Source organism: Pseudomonas sp., assembly GCF_035277045.1.
GTDB lineage: Bacteria > Pseudomonadota > Gammaproteobacteria > Pseudomonadales > Pseudomonadaceae > Aquipseudomonas.
On the sequence record NZ_DATELE010000023.1, the window covers coordinates 1 to 17,329 of the forward strand.

General features: G+C 63.8%; 16 protein-coding genes. 10 read left to right on the top strand and 6 right to left on the bottom strand.

From position 1 onward, the window contains the following. The first annotated feature begins 314 nt into the window (after positions 1-314). Both brnQ and VJS90_RS01140 read left to right on the top strand, forming a co-directional pair. Complete coding sequence (gene brnQ, locus VJS90_RS01135; RefSeq protein WP_324118218.1) at positions 315-1,628, top strand: branched-chain amino acid transport system II carrier protein; 1,314 nt, start codon at positions 315-317, stop codon at positions 1,626-1,628. A gap of 178 nt (positions 1,629-1,806) precedes the next feature. Continuing rightward, positions 1,807-2,556 (top strand): DUF599 domain-containing protein, encoded by a 750-nt coding sequence (locus VJS90_RS01140; RefSeq protein WP_324118219.1) that lies wholly within the window; start codon positions 1,807-1,809, stop codon positions 2,554-2,556. A 74-nt stretch (positions 2,557-2,630) separates the two neighbouring features. Here the strand turns inward: VJS90_RS01140 and VJS90_RS01145 are convergent, their stop codons facing one another. Beyond that, on the bottom strand, positions 2,631-2,930 hold the full coding sequence (locus VJS90_RS01145) for a hypothetical protein (RefSeq protein ID WP_324118220.1): 300 nt from the start codon (positions 2,928-2,930) through the stop codon (positions 2,631-2,633). Positions 2,931-3,312: 382 nt separating this feature from the next. Between VJS90_RS01145 and htpG the strand changes: the two genes are divergently transcribed. The 3 genes from htpG (at position 3,313) to VJS90_RS01160 (ending at position 7,167) form a co-directional block, all read left to right on the top strand. Next, the gene (gene htpG / locus VJS90_RS01150) at positions 3,313-5,220 is read left to right on the top strand and encodes a molecular chaperone HtpG (RefSeq protein WP_324118221.1); all 1,908 of its coding nucleotides are present in this window, start codon (positions 3,313-3,315) and stop codon (positions 5,218-5,220) included. A gap of 60 nt (positions 5,221-5,280) precedes the next feature. Then, the gene (locus VJS90_RS01155) at positions 5,281-6,006 is read left to right on the top strand and encodes a dienelactone hydrolase family protein (RefSeq protein ID WP_324118222.1); all 726 of its coding nucleotides are present in this window, start codon (positions 5,281-5,283) and stop codon (positions 6,004-6,006) included. A gap of 153 nt (positions 6,007-6,159) precedes the next feature. Continuing rightward, entirely contained in the window at positions 6,160-7,167 is a 1,008-nt protein-coding gene (locus tag VJS90_RS01160) for an amidohydrolase family protein (RefSeq protein WP_324118224.1), read from the top strand. A 78-nt stretch (positions 7,168-7,245) separates the two neighbouring features. On the opposite strand, the gene fabB is transcribed toward VJS90_RS01160, so the two are convergent. The 5 genes from fabB to VJS90_RS01185 all read right to left on the bottom strand — a co-directional run bounded on the left by fabB (position 7,246) and on the right by VJS90_RS01185 (position 14,173). Continuing rightward, positions 7,246-8,466, bottom strand: coding sequence for a beta-ketoacyl-ACP synthase I (gene fabB / locus VJS90_RS01165; protein ID WP_324118226.1), 1,221 nt, complete (start codon positions 8,464-8,466; stop codon positions 7,246-7,248). Positions 8,467-8,477: 11 nt separating this feature from the next. After that, positions 8,478-8,993, bottom strand: coding sequence for a 3-hydroxyacyl-[acyl-carrier-protein] dehydratase FabA (fabA, locus tag VJS90_RS01170; RefSeq protein WP_324118228.1), 516 nt, complete (start codon positions 8,991-8,993; stop codon positions 8,478-8,480). 208 nt (positions 8,994-9,201) lie between these two features. Further along, positions 9,202-11,133 carry an ATP-binding protein gene (locus VJS90_RS01175; protein ID WP_324118232.1) on the bottom strand — a complete coding sequence of 644 codons (1,932 nt, stop codon included), beginning with the start codon at positions 11,131-11,133 and terminating at the stop codon, positions 9,202-9,204. After that, complete coding sequence (locus VJS90_RS01180; RefSeq protein WP_324118234.1) at positions 11,130-12,023, bottom strand: ABC transporter substrate-binding protein; 894 nt, start codon at positions 12,021-12,023, stop codon at positions 11,130-11,132. The genes VJS90_RS01175 and VJS90_RS01180 overlap by 4 nt, the downstream gene beginning before the upstream one ends. Then, positions 12,023-14,173: a TonB-dependent receptor plug domain-containing protein gene (locus VJS90_RS01185; protein WP_324118236.1), complete on the bottom strand. Its 2,151-nt coding sequence runs from the start codon at positions 14,171-14,173 to the stop codon at positions 12,023-12,025. Before VJS90_RS01185 ends, VJS90_RS01180 begins: the two co-directional genes overlap by 1 nt. 128 nt (positions 14,174-14,301) lie before the next feature. Between VJS90_RS01185 and VJS90_RS01190 the strand changes: the two genes are divergently transcribed. The 5 genes from VJS90_RS01190 to VJS90_RS01210 all read left to right on the top strand — a co-directional run. After that, positions 14,302-15,327, top strand: a complete 1,026-nt coding sequence (locus VJS90_RS01190) for an NAD(P)H-dependent glycerol-3-phosphate dehydrogenase (protein WP_324118238.1) — start codon at positions 14,302-14,304, stop codon at positions 15,325-15,327. A gap of 15 nt (positions 15,328-15,342) precedes the next feature. After that, the gene (locus tag VJS90_RS01195) at positions 15,343-15,690 is read left to right on the top strand and encodes a DUF4389 domain-containing protein (RefSeq protein ID WP_324118240.1); all 348 of its coding nucleotides are present in this window, start codon (positions 15,343-15,345) and stop codon (positions 15,688-15,690) included. Then, positions 15,687-16,142 (top strand): phosphohistidine phosphatase SixA, encoded by a 456-nt coding sequence (sixA, locus tag VJS90_RS01200; RefSeq protein WP_324118242.1) that lies wholly within the window; start codon positions 15,687-15,689, stop codon positions 16,140-16,142. The genes VJS90_RS01195 and sixA overlap by 4 nt, the downstream gene beginning before the upstream one ends. Before the next feature lie 92 nt (positions 16,143-16,234). Continuing rightward, positions 16,235-17,023 carry an alpha/beta hydrolase gene (locus tag VJS90_RS01205; protein WP_324118244.1) on the top strand — a complete coding sequence of 263 codons (789 nt, stop codon included), beginning with the start codon at positions 16,235-16,237 and terminating at the stop codon, positions 17,021-17,023. Further along, on the top strand, positions 17,020-17,329 hold a 310-nt coding region (locus VJS90_RS01210), incomplete at its 3' end, for an alpha/beta fold hydrolase (RefSeq protein WP_324118246.1). The genes VJS90_RS01205 and VJS90_RS01210, both read left to right, overlap by 4 nt.

Sequence of the window (17,329 nt, forward strand, 5' to 3'; positions counted from 1 at the left end):
AAAGGCCACCTTCGGGTGGCCTTTGTGCTTTGACGGGACGCATATTGATGAAAAATCGATCAGACCCATAGGAAAAATCTTACGGACTTTTCCCGCCCACTTGCGAATAATCCCCGCCAATCCGTCGGACAAGCAGCACTATGCCAGTGCGTTCGGTTAACAAATTCGTTACCCTACGCATCCTTATTGTGCTTGTACCCCAAAAGGGAACGACACGCTAAACGGGTCTGGCTCACCAAGCCGGGCAGCATTTCCCTCACCCATGGGGAAATTCCCTCTCGACTCCCGATTTCAGCAGTGTGGTACTTCCTAGAATGAAAGTCTTGAAAGGCCAGGATATCCTGGCGCTTGGTTTTATGACGTTTGCGCTGTTTGTGGGCGCAGGCAATATCATCTTCCCGCCTATCGTCGGCCTGCAGGCCGGGCCACACGTGTGGATGGCAGCCATGGGCTTCCTGGTGACCGCCGTGGGCCTGCCCGTGATCACCGTGGTCGCATTGGCCAAGGTCGGTGGCGGGATGGACGCGTTGAGCAGCCCGATCGGCAAGTTCTTCGGCGGCCTGCTGGCGGCGGTGTGCTACCTGTCGGTCGGCCCGCTGTTCGCCACGCCGCGGACCGCGACCGTGTCCTTCGAAGTCGGGGTTGCGCCGTTGACCGGTGAGAGCCCGCTGGCACTGTTCATCTACAGCCTGGTGTACTTCGTGGTGGTGCTGGCCGTGTCCATGTACCCAGGCAAGCTGCTTGATACCGTCGGCCGGTTCCTCGGGCCGCTTAAGATCGTTGCCCTGGCGGCGCTGGGTGTCGCGGCCTTCATGCTGCCTGCCGGTAGCGTGGGCGAAGCTCAGCCAGCCTATGCGGCGTCGGCGTTCTCGCAGGGCTTCATCAATGGCTACCTGACCATGGACACCCTGGGTGCGCTGGTGTTCGGCATCGTCATCGTCAATGCCATCCGCTCGCGCGGCGTCGAGTCGCCGAAGCTGATCACCCGCTATGCGATCATCGCTGGCCTGATCGCTGGCGTTGGCCTGGCGCTGGTGTATGTCAGCCTGTTCCAGCTGGGATCGAGCAGCCATGGCATCGCCGCCGGCGCCACCAATGGCGCGGCCGTGCTGCATGCCTATGTGCAGCATACCTTCGGCTCTTTGGGCAGTGGTTTCCTGGCCGTGCTGATCGCGTTGGCCTGCCTGGTGACCGCGGTCGGCCTGACCTGTGCCTGCGCCGAGTACTTCAGCAAGATCCTGCCGCTGTCCTATCGGGCGCTGGTGGTCATCCTTGCAGGCTTCTCGCTGCTGGTGTCCAACCTGGGCCTGACCAAGCTGATCATGTTCTCGGTGCCGGTACTGACCGCCATCTATCCGCCGTGCATCGTGGTGGTGGGCCTGAGCTTCTGCAAGGAACTGTGGCACTCGCCGGCCCGTGTCCTGGCCCCGGTCATGCTGGTGTCGCTGGTCTTCGGCATCGTCGACGCGATCAAGGGCAGCAGCCTGGGTCACATCCTGCCGGACGCCGTGGCGCATCTGCCGCTGAGCGCCGAAGGGCTGGCGTGGCTGGTGCCATCGGTGGTCGCCCTGGGTGTTGCCGTGGTGTGCGACCGCATGCTGGGCAAGCCTCGCGAAGCGCTGGCCTGATGGGTTGACGCCAAGACGCCGAAGCCGGCCACAAGCCTGAAGGCCTCGTCCCTTGGTCGATATCGAAACCCCGCATCCTCTGGATGCGGGGTTTTTTGTTACAAGGACGTGTCTTTTGCGGCAACCAAGCGTCGAAAGCCGGTCTATACCTTCTCTGCATCAGCGTTAAGGGACGTGCATGAGCTTCATACAAAGCAATATGGGCAATCTGCTGGCGGCGTTGTGGTTTGTCATCTGCTGGGGTGGCTATACCCGCTATGCCACCTGGAAAGCACGCGACACAGCGTGCCTGGCCAGTGTTCTGCACCTGTACCGGGAAGACTGGATGCGCCGCATGCTGCTGCGCGACAACCGCATCGCCGATGCCAGCGTGATCGGCAACCTGGAGCGCAACGCCTCGTTCTTCGCCTCCAGCACCCTGATCATCCTCGCGGGCATTCTTACCGTGCTGGGTGCCTCGGACCGGGCATTGTCGCTGCTGGCCGACCTGCCGCTGGTGCAGCAGACCTCGCAGGGCATGTCCGAGATCAAGCTGCTGTGCCTGGCCACCGTGTTTGTCTACGCCTTCTTCACGTTCAGCTGGTGCATGCGCCAGTACAACTTTGCCGCGGTGCTGGTCGGCTCGGCACCGATGATCGGCGAGCGCCTGGTCAACGAACTGGAGCGCAAGGCCTTTGCCCTGCGCGCGGCGAGGGTGTTGTCGCTGGCCGCCAACCAGTTCAACTTCGGCCTTCGCTCGTATTATTTCGGCATGGCGATGTTGAGCTGGTTTATCAGCCCCTGGTTGTTCATGCTGGTGAGTATTGGCGTGGTGTTGATTCTTTATCGTCGGGAGTTTCACTCCGACGTGCTTGAAGTGATGACGTTCACGCCAACTGAAAGTGCGCCGGTGGACGCGGGCAGGGAGGTTGCAAATAGCGCCAACTGAATCGTTCAAGCGGAAACTTTTTCATCACCCATAAAAAAACCCGACGTCGTCGGGTTTTTTCATGAACTACCGGATTACTGCTTGGCAGGTTCAGCAGGAGCTGCGGGAACAGCCGGGCTTGCTGGGGTGTTTTCCGGTGCTGGGGCAGGGTTTGCCTCTTCAGCAGCCTTGCGCTCGGCTTCAGCCTGATCCTTGGCGGCTTCGGCGTTTTCCTCGGCAGCGTCGTTCATCTTGTCCTGAGCGTCGCCCATTTTCTCCTGGGCATCTTCGCGGTGTTCCTGAGCGTCCTGGGCTTTGTCTTCGCTGGCTTTATCGCACGCAGCCAGACCCAGAGCAGCAGCCAGCATCAGAGCAAAAGCAAAAGGTTTACGCATGGGTTGTCTCTCCTTGTGTGGAATAACTTGCTTGTTTCCTTCGAACGCAAGTAATCGAGTTTAGTTCCACGGCTGTCATAGATATATAACTGCTGGATCTACATAGACTTTTTCTCGTTGTTGTGTCTGTCGAGGCAGGGGCGATCTATTGCATCAGTGAGACAGCACTGCTGACCCGGCCCCGCCCCTTGTACCTTGCCCGCCGTCTGATCGGCCTCGTTGCCGGGGTCATCGCCATGCCTTTGAGACGCGAAGACACGTACAAGCCCTTGAAATAGCTCAGGCAGCCCCCATCTGCTGGACATCCCGCCGTGAAAGCGGACCTTGGCGTCTTGCCTGGCCGCTGCACGACAACTGCCATCAGATCGGAGTTTTGAAGACCATGAGTGTTGAGACTCAAAAGGAAACCCTTGGCTTCCAGACCGAGGTAAAGCAACTGCTGCACCTCATGATCCACTCGCTGTACTCGAACAAGGAAATTTTCCTTCGCGAGCTGATTTCCAACGCTTCCGACGCTGCCGACAAGCTGCGCTTCGAGGCCCTGGCCAAGCCAGAGCTGCTCGAGGGCAATTCCGACCTGCGCATTCGTGTCAGCTTTGACAAGGATGCCGGTACCGTGACCCTTGAGGACAACGGCATCGGCATGAACCGCGACGATGTGATCGCCCACCTGGGCACCATCGCCAAGTCTGGCACCGCCGACTTCATGAAGAACCTCAGCGGCGACCAGAAGAAAGACTCGCACCTGATCGGTCAGTTTGGTGTCGGCTTCTACTCCGCCTTCATCGTCGCCGACAAGGTCGACGTGTTCTCCCGTCGCGCGGGCCTGCCGGCCGCCGAGGGCGTGCACTGGTCCTCGCAGGGCGAGGGCAGCTTCGAAGTCGCCACGGTCGACAAGCCCGAGCGCGGCACCCGCATCGTGCTGCACCTGAAAAAAGGCGAAGAAGAGTTCGCCGATGGCTGGCGTCTGCGCAACATCGTCAAGAAGTACTCCGATCACATCGCCCTGCCGATCGAGTTGCCCAAGGAGCAGGCCGAAGCGGCCGAAGGCGAGGAGCAGCCCGCCGCCGAATGGGAAACCGTCAACCGCGCAAGCGCCCTGTGGACCCGTCCTCGCACCGACATCAAGGACGAGGAATACCAGGAGTTCTACAAACATATTGGCCATGACTTCGAAAACCCGCTGTCCTGGAGCCATAACAAGGTCGAAGGCAAGCTCGAGTACAGCTCGCTGCTCTACGTGCCGGCCCGCGCGCCGTTCGACCTGTACCAGCGCGAAGCACCGCGCGGCCTGAAACTGTACGTGCAGCGTGTGTTCATCATGGACCAGGCCGAGTCTTTCCTGCCCCTGTACCTGCGTTTCACCAAGGGTGTGGTCGACTCCAACGACCTGTCGCTCAACGTGTCGCGCGAGATCCTGCAGAAGGACCCGATCATCGACTCGATGAAGTCGGCCCTGACCAAGCGTGTGCTGGACATGCTGGAAAAGCTGTCGAAGAACGAGCCCGAGCAGTACAAGGGCTTCTGGAAGAACTTCGGCCAGGTGCTGAAGGAAGGCCCGGCCGAAGATTTCGCCAACAAGGAAAAGATCGCCGGTCTGCTGCGCTTCGCATCCACCCAGGATGACAGCGGCGAGCAGAGCGTTGCCCTGGCCGACTACCTGGCGCGCGCCAAGGAAGGCCAGGACAAGATCTACTACCTCACCGGCGAGTCCTACGCCCAGGTCAAGAACAGCCCGCACCTTGAGGTCTTCCGCAAGAAAGGCATCGAAGTGCTGCTGCTGACCGATCGGATCGACGAGTGGCTGATGAGCTACCTCACCGAGTTCGATGGCAAGGCCTTTGTCGACGTCGCCCGTGGCGACCTGGACCTGGGCAAGCTGGACTCCGAAGAGGACAAGAAGGCCCAGGAAGAAGTCGCCAAGGACAAGGAAGGCCTGGTCGAGCGCCTCAAGGTCGTGCTGGGTGACAGCGTCAGCGAAGTGCGTGTGTCGCACCGCCTGACCGACTCCCCGGCGATCCTGGCGATCGGCGAGCAGGACCTTGGCCTGCAGATGCGCCAGATCCTCGAGGCCAGCGGCCAGAAGGTTCCAGATTCCAAGCCGATCTTCGAATTCAACCCGGCTCACCCGCTGATCGAGAGGCTGGACCACGAGCAGAGCGAAGATCGCTTCGCCGAGTTCTCGCACATCCTCTTCGACCAGGCGGCCCTGGCGGCGGGGGACAGCCTCAAGGACCCTGCAGCGTACGTTCGTCGCCTGAACAAGCTGCTGGTCGAGCTGTCTGCTTGAGTTGATGCAACGAAAAGCCCGCTTCGGCGGGCTTTTTTTTAACCGTGCAAGGAGGAGCTGATGAGCAAGGTAATTGTTGAGTCGCTGGTGTATCACCTGGCAGGGAAAAGCTATGAGAGCCGCCTGGTGTACACCCATGGGGCGCTGGCGCAGCCGGGTCTGGTGATGGCGCCTAACTGGATGGGCATTGGTGAAGGCGCCGAGCGTATCGCACGCGAAGTGGCCGAAAAGGGCTATGTGGTGCTGATCGCCGATATCTATGGGCAATCGGTGCGTCCGGTGAACGCCGACGAGGCGGGCGCGGCGATGATGCCTCTCAAGGACAATCGCGGTGAGCTGCGCAAGCGCATGCAAGCTGCCCTGGCGCAATTGCTGGGGCAGTCGAAGGCGTTGCTGGCGCCTGGCAAGGTGGCGGCCTTCGGTTTCTGCTTTGGTGGTTGCTGTGCGCTGGAGCTGGCCCGCACCGGCGCCGAACTGAAGGCCGCGGTGTCGTTCCATGGCACGCTGGATACGCCGAATCCGGAAGATGCGAAGAATATCAAGGGGTCGGTGCTGGTATTGCACGGCGCGTCCGACCCGCTGGTGCCGCGCGAGCAGTTGCCGGCGTTCGAGCAGGAAATGAACGCTGCCAAGATCGACTGGCAGTTGGTCAGCTACGGCAATGCGGTGCATTCGTTCACCGACCCGGCGGCGAACACCTCTGGCAAGATGCAATACGATCGCCGCACCTCCCAGCGTGCGTTCAAGGCGATGCATGACTTGCTGGGCGAGGTCTTCCAAGGCTGATGCAGGCACTCCCTGAGGCTTGAGCGTAACTGTGGGGGCACCGAACCTCCGCCCCCACAGGGACCGCTTCCACCTGGCTGTTGCAGCAGCTGCTGAACCCCCGCCTGATACCTTCGGTCTACCCAGTCTCCAGTCCATCGAAGGAACCCGCCGATGATTGTCAGAGGCCTGGCCGCTCTATTGCTCTCGGGACTGCTGATCCAGCCAGCGCACGCCCGTGACTACCGCTACAGCGATGCCCACCTGCACTATGTCGACTTCTTCCAGGAAACAGAGGGCATGCCCGCGCTGCTCAAGGCGATGGACGAGGCAGGTGTCGAGCATTCGATGATTTCAGGCGTGGCGGTGGCCAAGAAGTGGCATGAGGACGAACCCAAGCGCCCTCGCTATTACGCTGGCGACGATGCGGCCGCCTATTGGTACAGCGCCACCGACGTCTATGTCGCCGCGGCCCTGCAGTCATTAAGCGCGGAGCAGCGTCAGCGGTTTCATCCGTTCCTGACGGGCTTCAACCCGGTCGACAAGAATGCCGCGAGCCACATCGAGCGCATGCTCGATCTCCATCCCGGGCTCTGGCAGGGCATTGGCGAAGTCTTCACGCGCCATGATGACCTCACTGCGCTGACCAGCGGCGACACCCCGCGCGCCAACAACGAAGCCATGACGCGCGTCTATCACCTGGCGGCCGAGCGTGACCTGCCGGTGCTGATTCATTCCAACATCACCTCCAAGCGCGAGCGCAACCCCTTGTACCTCGAGGAGATCGAAGAGCCGCTGCGCAACCATCCGCATACCCGGTTCATCTGGGCCCACGCCGGCACCAGCATGGAAATCCACCGGCACCAGACGCAACTGGATTTCCTGCTGCCGACGCTGACACGGCTGCTTGAGGATTATCCGAACCTGTATGTGGACCTCTCGTGGAGTGTGCTGGAGCCGTACCTGCTGGATGAGCACAAGCAGCCGCGCAAGGCCTGGGTAGCGCTGGTGCAGCGGTTTCCTGAGCGCTTCATGCTGGGCTCGGATGTGGTGGGGCGGTTCGGCAGTGTGGGCGAGCAGATGCACGGCTTCACGCCGTTTCTGGACGCCTTGCCGGAAGCGGTGGCGCGCAAGGTGGCCCGGGACAATTTCCTGGCGGTGTTGCCTAAGGCCCGGCAGTAGCGAAATGCGCCGTCAGGCGCTCGATCACCAGACCAAAAAAAGCCCCGAACCAGTCGGGGCTTTTTCTTGCGTCAGGACTTACTTGCCCTGCCAGCGCTTCAACACCAGGGTAGCGTTGGTGCCACCAAAGCCGAAGCTGTTGCTCATGACGGTGTCGATCTTCGCGTTTTCCTGCGTCTTGCGCTGGATCGGCAGATCGGCAACGGCTGGGTCCAGCTCGTCGATGTTGGCGGAGCCGGCGATGAAGTTGCCTTCCATCATCAGCATGCAGTAGATCGCCTCGTGAACGCCTGCGGCGCCCAGCGAGTGACCGGACAGGCTCTTGGTCGAGCTGATGGCCGGAGCCTTGTCGCCGAAGACTTCACGCACACCCTTCATCTCGGCAACGTCGCCTACCGGAGTCGAGGTGCCGTGGGTGTTCAGGTAGTCGATCGGGCCGTCAACGGTGGACATGGCCATCTGCATGCAGCGGATGGCGCCTTCGCCGCTTGGGGCGACCATGTCATAGCCGTCGGAAGTGGCGCCGTAGCCGACGATCTCGGCGTAGATCTTGGCGCCACGGGCCAGGGCGTGTTCCAGTTCCTCGACCACGACCATGCCGCCGCCGCCCGCGATCACGAAGCCGTCACGCTTGGCGTCGTAGGCGCGCGAGGCCTTTTCAGGGGTCTCGTTGTACTGGCTGGACAGGGCGCCCATGGCGTCGAACAGGAACGACTGGCTCCAGTGCTCTTCTTCACCGCCGCCGGCGAAGACCACGTCCTGCTTGCCCATCTGGATCTGCTCCATGGCAGTGCCAATGCAGTGCGCGCTGGTGGCGCAGGCAGAGGCGATGGAGTAGTTCAGGCCCTTGATCTTGAACGGAGTGGCCAGGCACGCCGAAACGGTGCTGCTCATGGTCCGGGTGACACGGTAAGGACCGACACGCTTGACGCCCTTCTCGCGAAGGATGTCCAGCGCTTCCATCTGGTTCAGGGTCGATGCGCCGCCGGAGCCGGCGATCAGGCCGGTACGCGGGTTCGACACCTGGTCTTCGGTCAGGCCGGAATCCTTGATCGCCTGCTCCATCGCCAGGTAGGCGTAGGCTGCAGCGTGACCAACGAAACGGAAGACCTTGCGATCGATCAGTTCCTCGAGGTTCAGGTCGATGGAACCGGAAACCTGGCTACGCAGCCCCATTTCCTTGTATTCCGGGTTGAAACGAATGCCCGGACGGCTGTTGCGCAGGTTTTCGGTGACGGTAGCTTTGTCATTGCCCAGGCACGAAACGATGCCCAGACCAGTGATAACGACGCGGCGCATGCGAATAACCCTTAGAAATTTTCAGTGGAGGTGAACACGCCGACCCGCAGGCCTTCGGCGGTGTAGATCTCACGGCCGTCGACGCTGACCGAACCATCGGCGATGGCCATGTTCAGCTTGCCTTTGAGGACGCGCTTGATGTGAATGTTGTAGGTGACTTTCTTCGCCGTGGGAAGGACCTGGCCGAAGAATTTCACTTCGCCCGAACCCAGCGCGCGGCCGCGGCCTGGCAGGTCCTGCCAGCCCAGGAAGAACCCGACCAGCTGCCACATGGCGTCGAGGCCCAGGCAGCCCGGCATCACCGGATCGCCTTCGAAGTGACAGGCGAAGAACCACAGGTCGGGATTGATGTCCAGCTCGGCGACCAACTCACCCTTGCCGTACTTGCCACCTTCGGCGCTGATATGGGTGATGCGATCGACCATCAGCATGTTCGGGGCGGGCAGTTGCGCATTACCCTGGCCGAACAGCTCACCGCGACTGCAGCGCAGCAGGTCTTCCCGAGTAAAGGCGTTTTGTTTGGTCATGCGAGCTCCTCAATAATCCCCGTGTGGCAGGGGGCAAATCTTCCCGACCGACCCCAGTGCGCTTGCGCATGGGGCAGTAGCCTACAGGTAGACTATTGCGTTGTAGTGAAAGTCACAGCGCACCAGGTAAATGAAGTACAGGTGTGCACTGAAAAGTCTATTCTCAGGCCCGGCTAAGGTCCTGTCCAGTCTGTAAGACTGCCCCACTTTAGCATTTATCGCCAGTCGGCGCTGTCTGCCCGGGTAGCCAGCGCTGCAGAATCTGCTGCAGCTCTGCCCGTTTGAAGGGTTTGCTCAGGTAATCGTTCATCCCGGCGTTCAGGCAGCGTTCGCGATCGCCCTGAAGGGCATTGGCGGTGAGCGCGATGATGGGCATGCGTGCGCCCTGGGGCAGCTCGCGGATGCGACGGGTGGCTTCGTAGCCGTCGACCAGCGGCAGACGGCAATCCATCAGCGCCGCGGCGAACGGCCGTTGCCCGGCCTGCTCCACGGCCTGGGCGCCATCGACCGCCACGCTGACTTCGAAGCCAAGGCTGCGCAGCATGGCCTCGATCACCGTCTGGTTCACCGGGTTGTCCTCGACCAGCAGGATGTGCCGGCCCTGTCCCAGGGGCGCGCCGCCGGTCGCGGCCGGCGCAAGCAGGGCGGCCGGCGCGCAGGACAGTGTCAGGGGAATTTCCAGGGTAAAGGTGGAGCCCTTGCCCTCGCGGCTTTCCCCGCGCAAGGTGCCGCCCATGCGCTCGGCCAAGGTGCGCGCGATGGACAGGCCCAGGCCTGTGCCGCCGTAGCGCCGGGAAATGGAACTGTCGGCTTGCTGGAAAGCGACGAACATGGTTTCAAGGCGATTGCTGTCGATGCCGATGCCGGTGTCGCGGACCTCGCAGGTGAACCGGATCAGCTGGGCGTCCAGCACGTGACAGTGGGCCCGGACCTCGACCTCGCCACGCTCGGTGAACTTCAGCGCATTGCCGATCAAGTTCAGCAGGACCTGACGGATCCGCGTCGGGTCGCCTGCCACCTGGAGTTGCTCGGCTCCCGGCGGCAAGGCCAGGCGCAGGGCCAGGCCGCGCTGCGCGGCGCTGTGCTGGAACGACTGCACGCTGCTGCCGATCAGTTCGCCCAGGTTGAAGTCGATATGCTCGAGCTCCAGCGCCGCGCGCTCGATGCGCGAGAAGTCGAGTATGTCGTTGATGACCTTGAGCAGGTGACCGGTGGACTCGCTGGCCACCGCGGTGTACTCGGTCTGCTCGGCGGTGAGGCGGGTGGTCTCCAGCAACTGGAGCATGCCCAGCACGCCATTCATCGGCGTGCGCAGCTCATGGCTCATCATCGCCAGGAAGTCGGACTTGGTCTTGTTCGCCTGCTCGGCTTCCTCGCGCGCCTGGATCATCTGCGCCATGGCCTGATGCTGCTCATGGCTGGCCAGGGCCAGGGCACTGGCCAGGTTGTTGATGTGCCTGGCCAGGTGGCCCAGCTCGCTGTCATCCACCACTGGCAGGGTCGCCTCGAAGTCCCCCTGGGCGATGGCCTTGACCGCATGCCCCATGTCGCTGATCGGCCTGGCCAGGCTCTGGGCCAGGCGGCGCGCCAGGAGAAAGGTGAACAGCAGCGCGAACAGGGCGAGGATCGCCGCCTTGATGACGATTTCCTGCTGGCGCTCGCTGAACGCGTCATCGGACATCCCCACGATCACCCGTCCCAGGTAGTCGTCCCCGAGGGCGGGAGCAGGGGGCTTGCCCTGTTGCAGGAAATCGGAGTCCAGGCGGATCTGCTGCAGGCGGATCGGCGCCTGGAACACCTCGACCTGCTGGGCGCGGTGGGCGCGCTCATCACTGCGCTCGACGTAGACCAGGATGTGGTTGCGGCTGTCCTGCACCTCGAGAAAGCGCACGTGAGGGATGCTCAGCGTTGCCTGCATCAGGCTCTCGAGCACCTCGTTGTTGCCTGAGATCACCCCGTACTCCGATGCTGGGGCCAACTGATTAGCGATCAGCTGGCCAGTGTGGTTGAGCTCCTGGCGAAGGTCCTGGATGCGCACGAAGGTGAAGAAGCTGATCAGCAGCAGCGTCAGCAACAGCGCAGGGCCCAGGCTGATGATCTGGGTGCGGGTATGGATATCCCAGCTCATGCGTGCGCTCATGGGGTGGTTTCTCCTTCGGCCAGGGCCAGGGCGGCGGCCTGCTCGTCGATCGGCTCAAGGCCCAGGGCGCGGGCAACCTGCTGGTTGCCGCTGACGCCGAAGTGCCGGGGATAGAGGCTGCGTGGCCACCTGGCAGGCGGCAGGTCGAGCAGGCGGTCGAGCACCTCCAGCCAGTCTTGCTGGTCGCTGAAGGTACTGGCCAGGGCACCTGCGCGAACAAATCCGGCATTCGGGCCGATCAGCGGCATCTGCCGGGCGTAGCTGCTGAGCAGCAGATTCTTGGCGGTCTGGGAGTTGTACAGTTCGGGATCGTCCACGCCCAGCAGCACGTCACTGCTGCCCAGCAGGTGCTGCAGCGGACGGCTGTCGCGCAGGTCCGGCCAGTCCTGGGCAACGATTTCCAGGCCCAGGGGGCCTGCTGCCTGGCGCAGTTCATCGAGCAGGAAGCGGCTGTGCTCGCCATACAGGACTCCGACCCGGCGCGCTTGCGGCAACAGGTAGCGCGTCAGGCGCAGCTGGCGGTCGAGGGGTGGGTCGCTCCACAACAGGCTCAGGTGCGCCGGCCGTGACTTTCCCAGGCGTTGCTCGGCCTGCACGCGGCTCACGCGCAGGGCCAGCGCGGGCGGGCCGTCGGTTTGCGCGAGGCGCCAGTCCAGCGCGGCGCTGTCAAGCAGGATCAGCTGCGTATCACCCTTGAGCTGGCTGGGACTCGGCAGTTTCGCCACCGGCACGAAGCGCACATGGTCCTGCGGGCGACGGGCATCCAGGGCCGCCACGAAGCTGCGAATGCGCGGCTGGTCCTCGGCGCCCACCAGCACGATCTCGTTGGCCGAGAGCGAGCCCAGGGGCCACAGGCACACCAGCAGCAACCAGCGCAGCAGGCGCGGCATCAGAACTCCAGCTCCGCGCTGACGCTCAGGCGGTGACGGCTGTCGTAGCGGTTGTCAATGGCGGTGGTGGGCTCGTCGTCCAGGCGCTGTTGCCACAAGGCTGCCAGTTCCAGGCTGGTGGCTTGCCAGCGCAGGCGCTTGGCCAGGCGCAGGTCCAGGCGCTCGTAGCGGTACCCGTTGAGGGCGTCGTCACCGTAGTAGAACAGGGCGCTCGACCAGTCATTGCCCCACTCGCGCATCCAGCCGGCCGAGCCGCTGTTGCGCGCGCTCATGCGGCGGTCATCGGGATTGCTGGCCCAGGCATCGACATAGGCGTAGGTCACCCGCAGGCGGTCGCGCTGGGTCGCGCGCCAGTCCAGCTGGGCCTCGCTGCCGGTGAACCGCGCCTTGTTGGCGTTGCTGGCGATGTACTGGTTATTGCGCAGCGGCTCGCTGATCATGCCGGTGATCTCGTCATGAAACAGCTTGATGTCAAGGTTCAGGTCCAGGTCGCTGAAGTAGCCGTTGTAGCCGAGCTCGCGCGAGCGCATGCGCTCCTGGTCGAGATCACCGGGGCCGCGGGTCTTGACGAAGTACTCGGCGTGCTGCTGGCCGAAGGCGGTGGGACTGAGGTTGTTGACCCGGTAGCTCCAGTTGACGTTGTCCTCGAACATGTCTGGCGAGCGCACGGCTTCGGAATAGACCGCTCGCAGGCCATGGCGCGGGGTGATCAGGTAGTTGACCGCCATGCGCGGCGTCAGCGAGCTGCCGGCCAGCCGGGTGTTCTCGAACATTGCGCCGCCTTGCAGGATCCAGTGCTCGTCGGCGCGCCATTCGAGCTGGCCGAACACGCGCCAGGTCTGGTCCGAGAGACTGCCATTGAAGTAGGTCTGCGAATCGGCGCGGTCATAGCGAAAATTCAGGCCGCTGAGCAGGCGCAGGTTGTCGGTCAGGCTCAGGGTGTCCTGGACTTCGAGGTCGTAGCGCGTTTCGCGGGTGCTCTGGTCTACGTCGCCGCAGACTACCTGGCTGCCGCCCTGGGTATCCCATTGTTGCTTGACGGTGTTGCGCAGCGACTGCTGCAGCGGGTCGCTGCTGTCGGGCGGCTGGGTGATGTTGCGCGCGACCTGTTCGGCGAAGTCGGGGTCCAGTTGCCAGAGCCTGGTCAGCTCGGGGCTGAACGACAGCGCGGCGTCGCACGCCCGCCACACCTGCTGGCGGTCGAAATGCTGCGCCGAGCCTTGCACGTACAGGCTGTGCTCGGGGTTGAAGTCGACGTTCCAGCGCACCGAGGCGGCGTAGTCCTTGGCCTTGACGTCGGCGTTGTCGCCGGCCGCGGTCACGAAGGGGAACACCGGCTGGTAGGTGTAGGGGCGCTGGTTGCTGCCTTCCTTGGCCGCCAGTTGCCATTCCAGGCTCTGGTCCGCCGCCAGGACGTGCGTGGCGCTGATGTTGAAGCGGGTCAGGCGGCGGCTGTCGCGGTAATCCGCGCCGAACTGGTTGCTGTCGAAACCGTCGTCGGCCATGCCCGACAGCGAGAGGCGCAGGTCGCCGCCGTCCCAGCCCGTGCCCTGGCTCGCGTACCAGTCGTTGATGCCATCCTCGCCGCGGGTGATCTTCAAACGTGTGCCATGGCTGTCCGCCGGATTGCGGGTGAGGATGTTGACCACCGCCATCAGCGCATTGGCGCCATAGCTGACCGTGTTGGGCCCGCGAAACACTTCGATGCGCTCGATGTCTTGCATGGCAAGGGGAATGTCGCTCCAGTCCACCGTGGCCAGGCCCGCCCGGTAGACCGAGCGGCCATCGATGAGCACCTGCATGCGGCGGGCATCGTTGACGTTGCTGCCATGGTAGTTCACGGTCGGCTGGTTGCCCGCGCCGTAGCCGATCATCATGCCCGGCACCAGGCGTAACAGCTCGGGGATGTCGCGCGCGCCGCTGGCGCGGATCAGCTCGCTGTCGAGCACGGTCATGCTGCCGGGCACCGCGGCGGGCGATTGCTTGAGGCGAGTGGCGGTCAGCACCTGGGGCAGGGACAGGTTGTCGATGAACAGGTCGTCCGCCAGTGCCGGGCCGCTGCCCAGCAAGGCAGTCAGCAGCAACAGGCGCGGGGCGGGTGGCGGGCCAGGGAACACGGTACGGCCTTGTATCAGGGATGAGACGGGCATGTTAAACGACCGGGCCGCTTTTGGCAGTGACCCAGCGAGCATCGCCGCGCGTTAATGCGCTGGTCCTGACAGCTTCCCTCCGTATAATGCGAGGGTTGCCACTTATCATTGGCTTGAACGGATTGGATATGACTGAACAGCAGCCTGTGGCGGTTCTGGGAGGCGGGAGTTTCGGTACCGCCGTGGCGAACCTGCTGGCAGAGAACGGCATCGGGGTGCGGCAATGGATGCGCGACCCCGGGCAGGCCGAAGCCATGCGCACCCACCGCGAGAACCCGCGCTATCTCAAGGGGATCAAGCTCCAGCCGAAGGTCGAGCCGGGCACCGACCTGCTGGCGACCCTGCAGGCGTGCGACCTGGTGTTTGTCGCCTTGCCCTCCAGTGCCCTGCGCAGCGTGCTGGCGCCCCATGCCGACCTGCTGCGTGGCAAGTGCCTGGTGAGCCTGACCAAGGGTATCGAGGCACAGAGCTTCAAGCTGATGAGCCAGATCCTCGAGGAGATCGCCCCCGAGGCGCGCATCGGCGTGCTCTCCGGGCCGAACCTGGCGCGCGAGATCGCCGAGCACGCCCTGACCGCCACCGTGGTGGCCAGCGAGGACGAGGAGCTCTGCCAGCGCGTGCAGGACGTGCTGCACGGGCGCACCTTCCGCGTCTATGCCAGCACTGACCGTTTCGGCGTAGAGCTGGGCGGCGCGCTGAAAAACGTCTATGCGATCATCGCCGGCATGGCCGTGGCGCTGGGCATGGGCGAGAACACCAAGAGCATGCTGATCACCCGCGCGCTCGCCGAGATGACCCGCTTCGCCGTGAGCCAGGGCGCCAACCCCATGACCTTCCTGGGGCTGGCCGGCGTGGGTGACCTGATCGTCACCTGCTCCTCGCCCAAGAGCCGCAACTACCAGGTCGGCCACGCGCTGGGCCAGGGCCTGAGCCTGGAGGAGGCGGTCAATCGCCTGGGCGAGGTCGCCGAAGGGGTCAACACGCTCAAGGTGCTCAAGGCCAAGGCCCAGGAGCTGCAGGTCTACATGCCGCTGGTCGCGGGGCTGCATGCGATTCTGTTCGAAGGGCGCACGCTCAACCAGGTGATCGAGCTGCTGATGCGCGCCGAGCCCAAGACAGATGTCGATTTCATCTCCACCAGCGATTTCAACTGACTACAGGAGTTACCCATGAACGACGCCCCAAACCGCGCCCAGCGCGAATCGATCATCCTGCGTGTGCTGTGGATGCTGGTGTTCCTGGTGGTCTGGCAACTGGCCGAGCTGTTGCTCGCGGGCGTGGTGCTGGTGCAGCTGGTCTACCGCGTGATCTACGGCGCGCCGAGCCTGAGCCTGATGAACTTTGGCGACAGCCTGAGCCAGTTCCTCGCCCAGATCGGGCGTTTCGGCACGTTCCACAGCGACCAGAAGCCTTGGCCGTTCGCCGACTGGCCAGCGCCGCGCACGCCCGAGGGCGAGGCGCCGCACAGCGTGGCGCCGGCGCCACACCCGGTGCGTGACGAAGAGCCCAAGCTGTGAAGCTCTGGGTGCTGCGCCACGGTGAGGCCGAGGCCCAGGCTGCCAGCGACGCCGAGCGGCGCCTCACCGCTCACGGGCGCGAACAGGTGCTGCGCAGCGCGGCGCACCTGCTTGGCGAACCGTTGCAGGCGATCATCGCCAGCCCCTATGCGCGGGCGCAGCAGACCGCCGCGCTCGTGCATGGCGCGCTGGGCTTTGCCGAGCCGGTGCGCACAGTGCAGTGGCTGACGCCCGAGACCGATCCGCAACAGGTGATCGCCGAGCTGGACGCGCTGGGGCTCGAGCACCTGTTGCTGGTCAGCCATCAGCCCCTGGTGGGCGCCTTGGTGGGTTTGCTGGAGCACGGGCATTACCAGTCCCCGGCCGCGATGAGCACCGCCACCCTGGCCGAGCTCGAGGGCGACTGGCCCCTGGCGGGCCTGATGACCTTGGCGGGGCTGCACGCCGCTTGACCTGATCACCCTTGTCGATGGCCTATCCGTGCATTGCCCGCGCCGCGCGCCATGCCGACAATGGTCCATCATTCAACCCGGGAGCCGTGGTCATGTCGCAGCCGATCTTCTTCGCCCACGCAAACGGCTTTCCTTCGGCCACCTACGGCAAGCTGTTCGCGGCCCTGGCGCCCGACTACCGGGTTTGCCACCTGCCCCTGCACGGGCACGACCCGCGCTTCCCGGTCGATGACAACTGGCAGAACCTGGTCGATGAACTGCTCCATCACCTGGCTCTGCAGGAGGGCCCGGTATGGGGCGTTGGTCATTCGCTGGGCGGGGTACTCCACCTGCACGCCGCCATGCGCTGTCCGCAGTACTACCGCGGCGTGGTGATGCTCGATTCGCCTGTGCTCACCACCGCAGAGCAGTGGTTGATCCGTGCGGCCAAGCGCTGGGGCTTCATCGACCGCATCACCCCCGCCGGGCGTACCCTGGGGCGGCGCGAAGCGTTTGCCGACCGCGACGCCGCCCGGGGCTATTTTTCGGGCAAGACGTTGTTCCGTCATTTTGATCCGGAATGCCTGGAGGCTTATCTGGAGCATGGTCTGCAGCCCGCCAGCGAGGGCCTGAGGCTGAGATTCGATCCGGCCACCGAGATCAGCATCTATCGTAGCCTGCCGCACACCCGTCCAGGGGCGGTGCACGCGCTCGAGGTGCCGGTGGCTATGGTCCGGGGCAGCCACAGCCGGGTGGTCCGCCGGCACCATGCGTGCGCGGTGCGCGGCATGCCCAGGGGCGAGTATCACAGCTTGCCGGGCGGGCACATGTTCCCGCTGGAGCGGCCGGCGGACACCGCCAGTCTTCTCATGGGCCTGTTCGACCGCTGGGGCCGGGCATGAGCGCCCTTGTGGAGGAGGTGCGGCTGAATCTTGGGCATATCGAGCTGGCTGCCCACCTGTTCGGTCCGGCCGATGGCCTGCCCGTGATCGCGCTGCACGGCTGGCTGGACAACGCCAACAGTTTCGCGCGTTTGGCGCCGCGTCTCGAGGGCCTGCGCATCGTTGCGCTGGACCTGGCGGGTCATGGCTGTTCCGGACATCGCCCGGTGGGTGCCGGCTATGCCCTTTCTGATTACGTGCATGACGTGCTGCGGGTCGCCGAGCAGCTTGGCTGGCAGCGGTTCGCCTTGCTTGGGCACTCCCTGG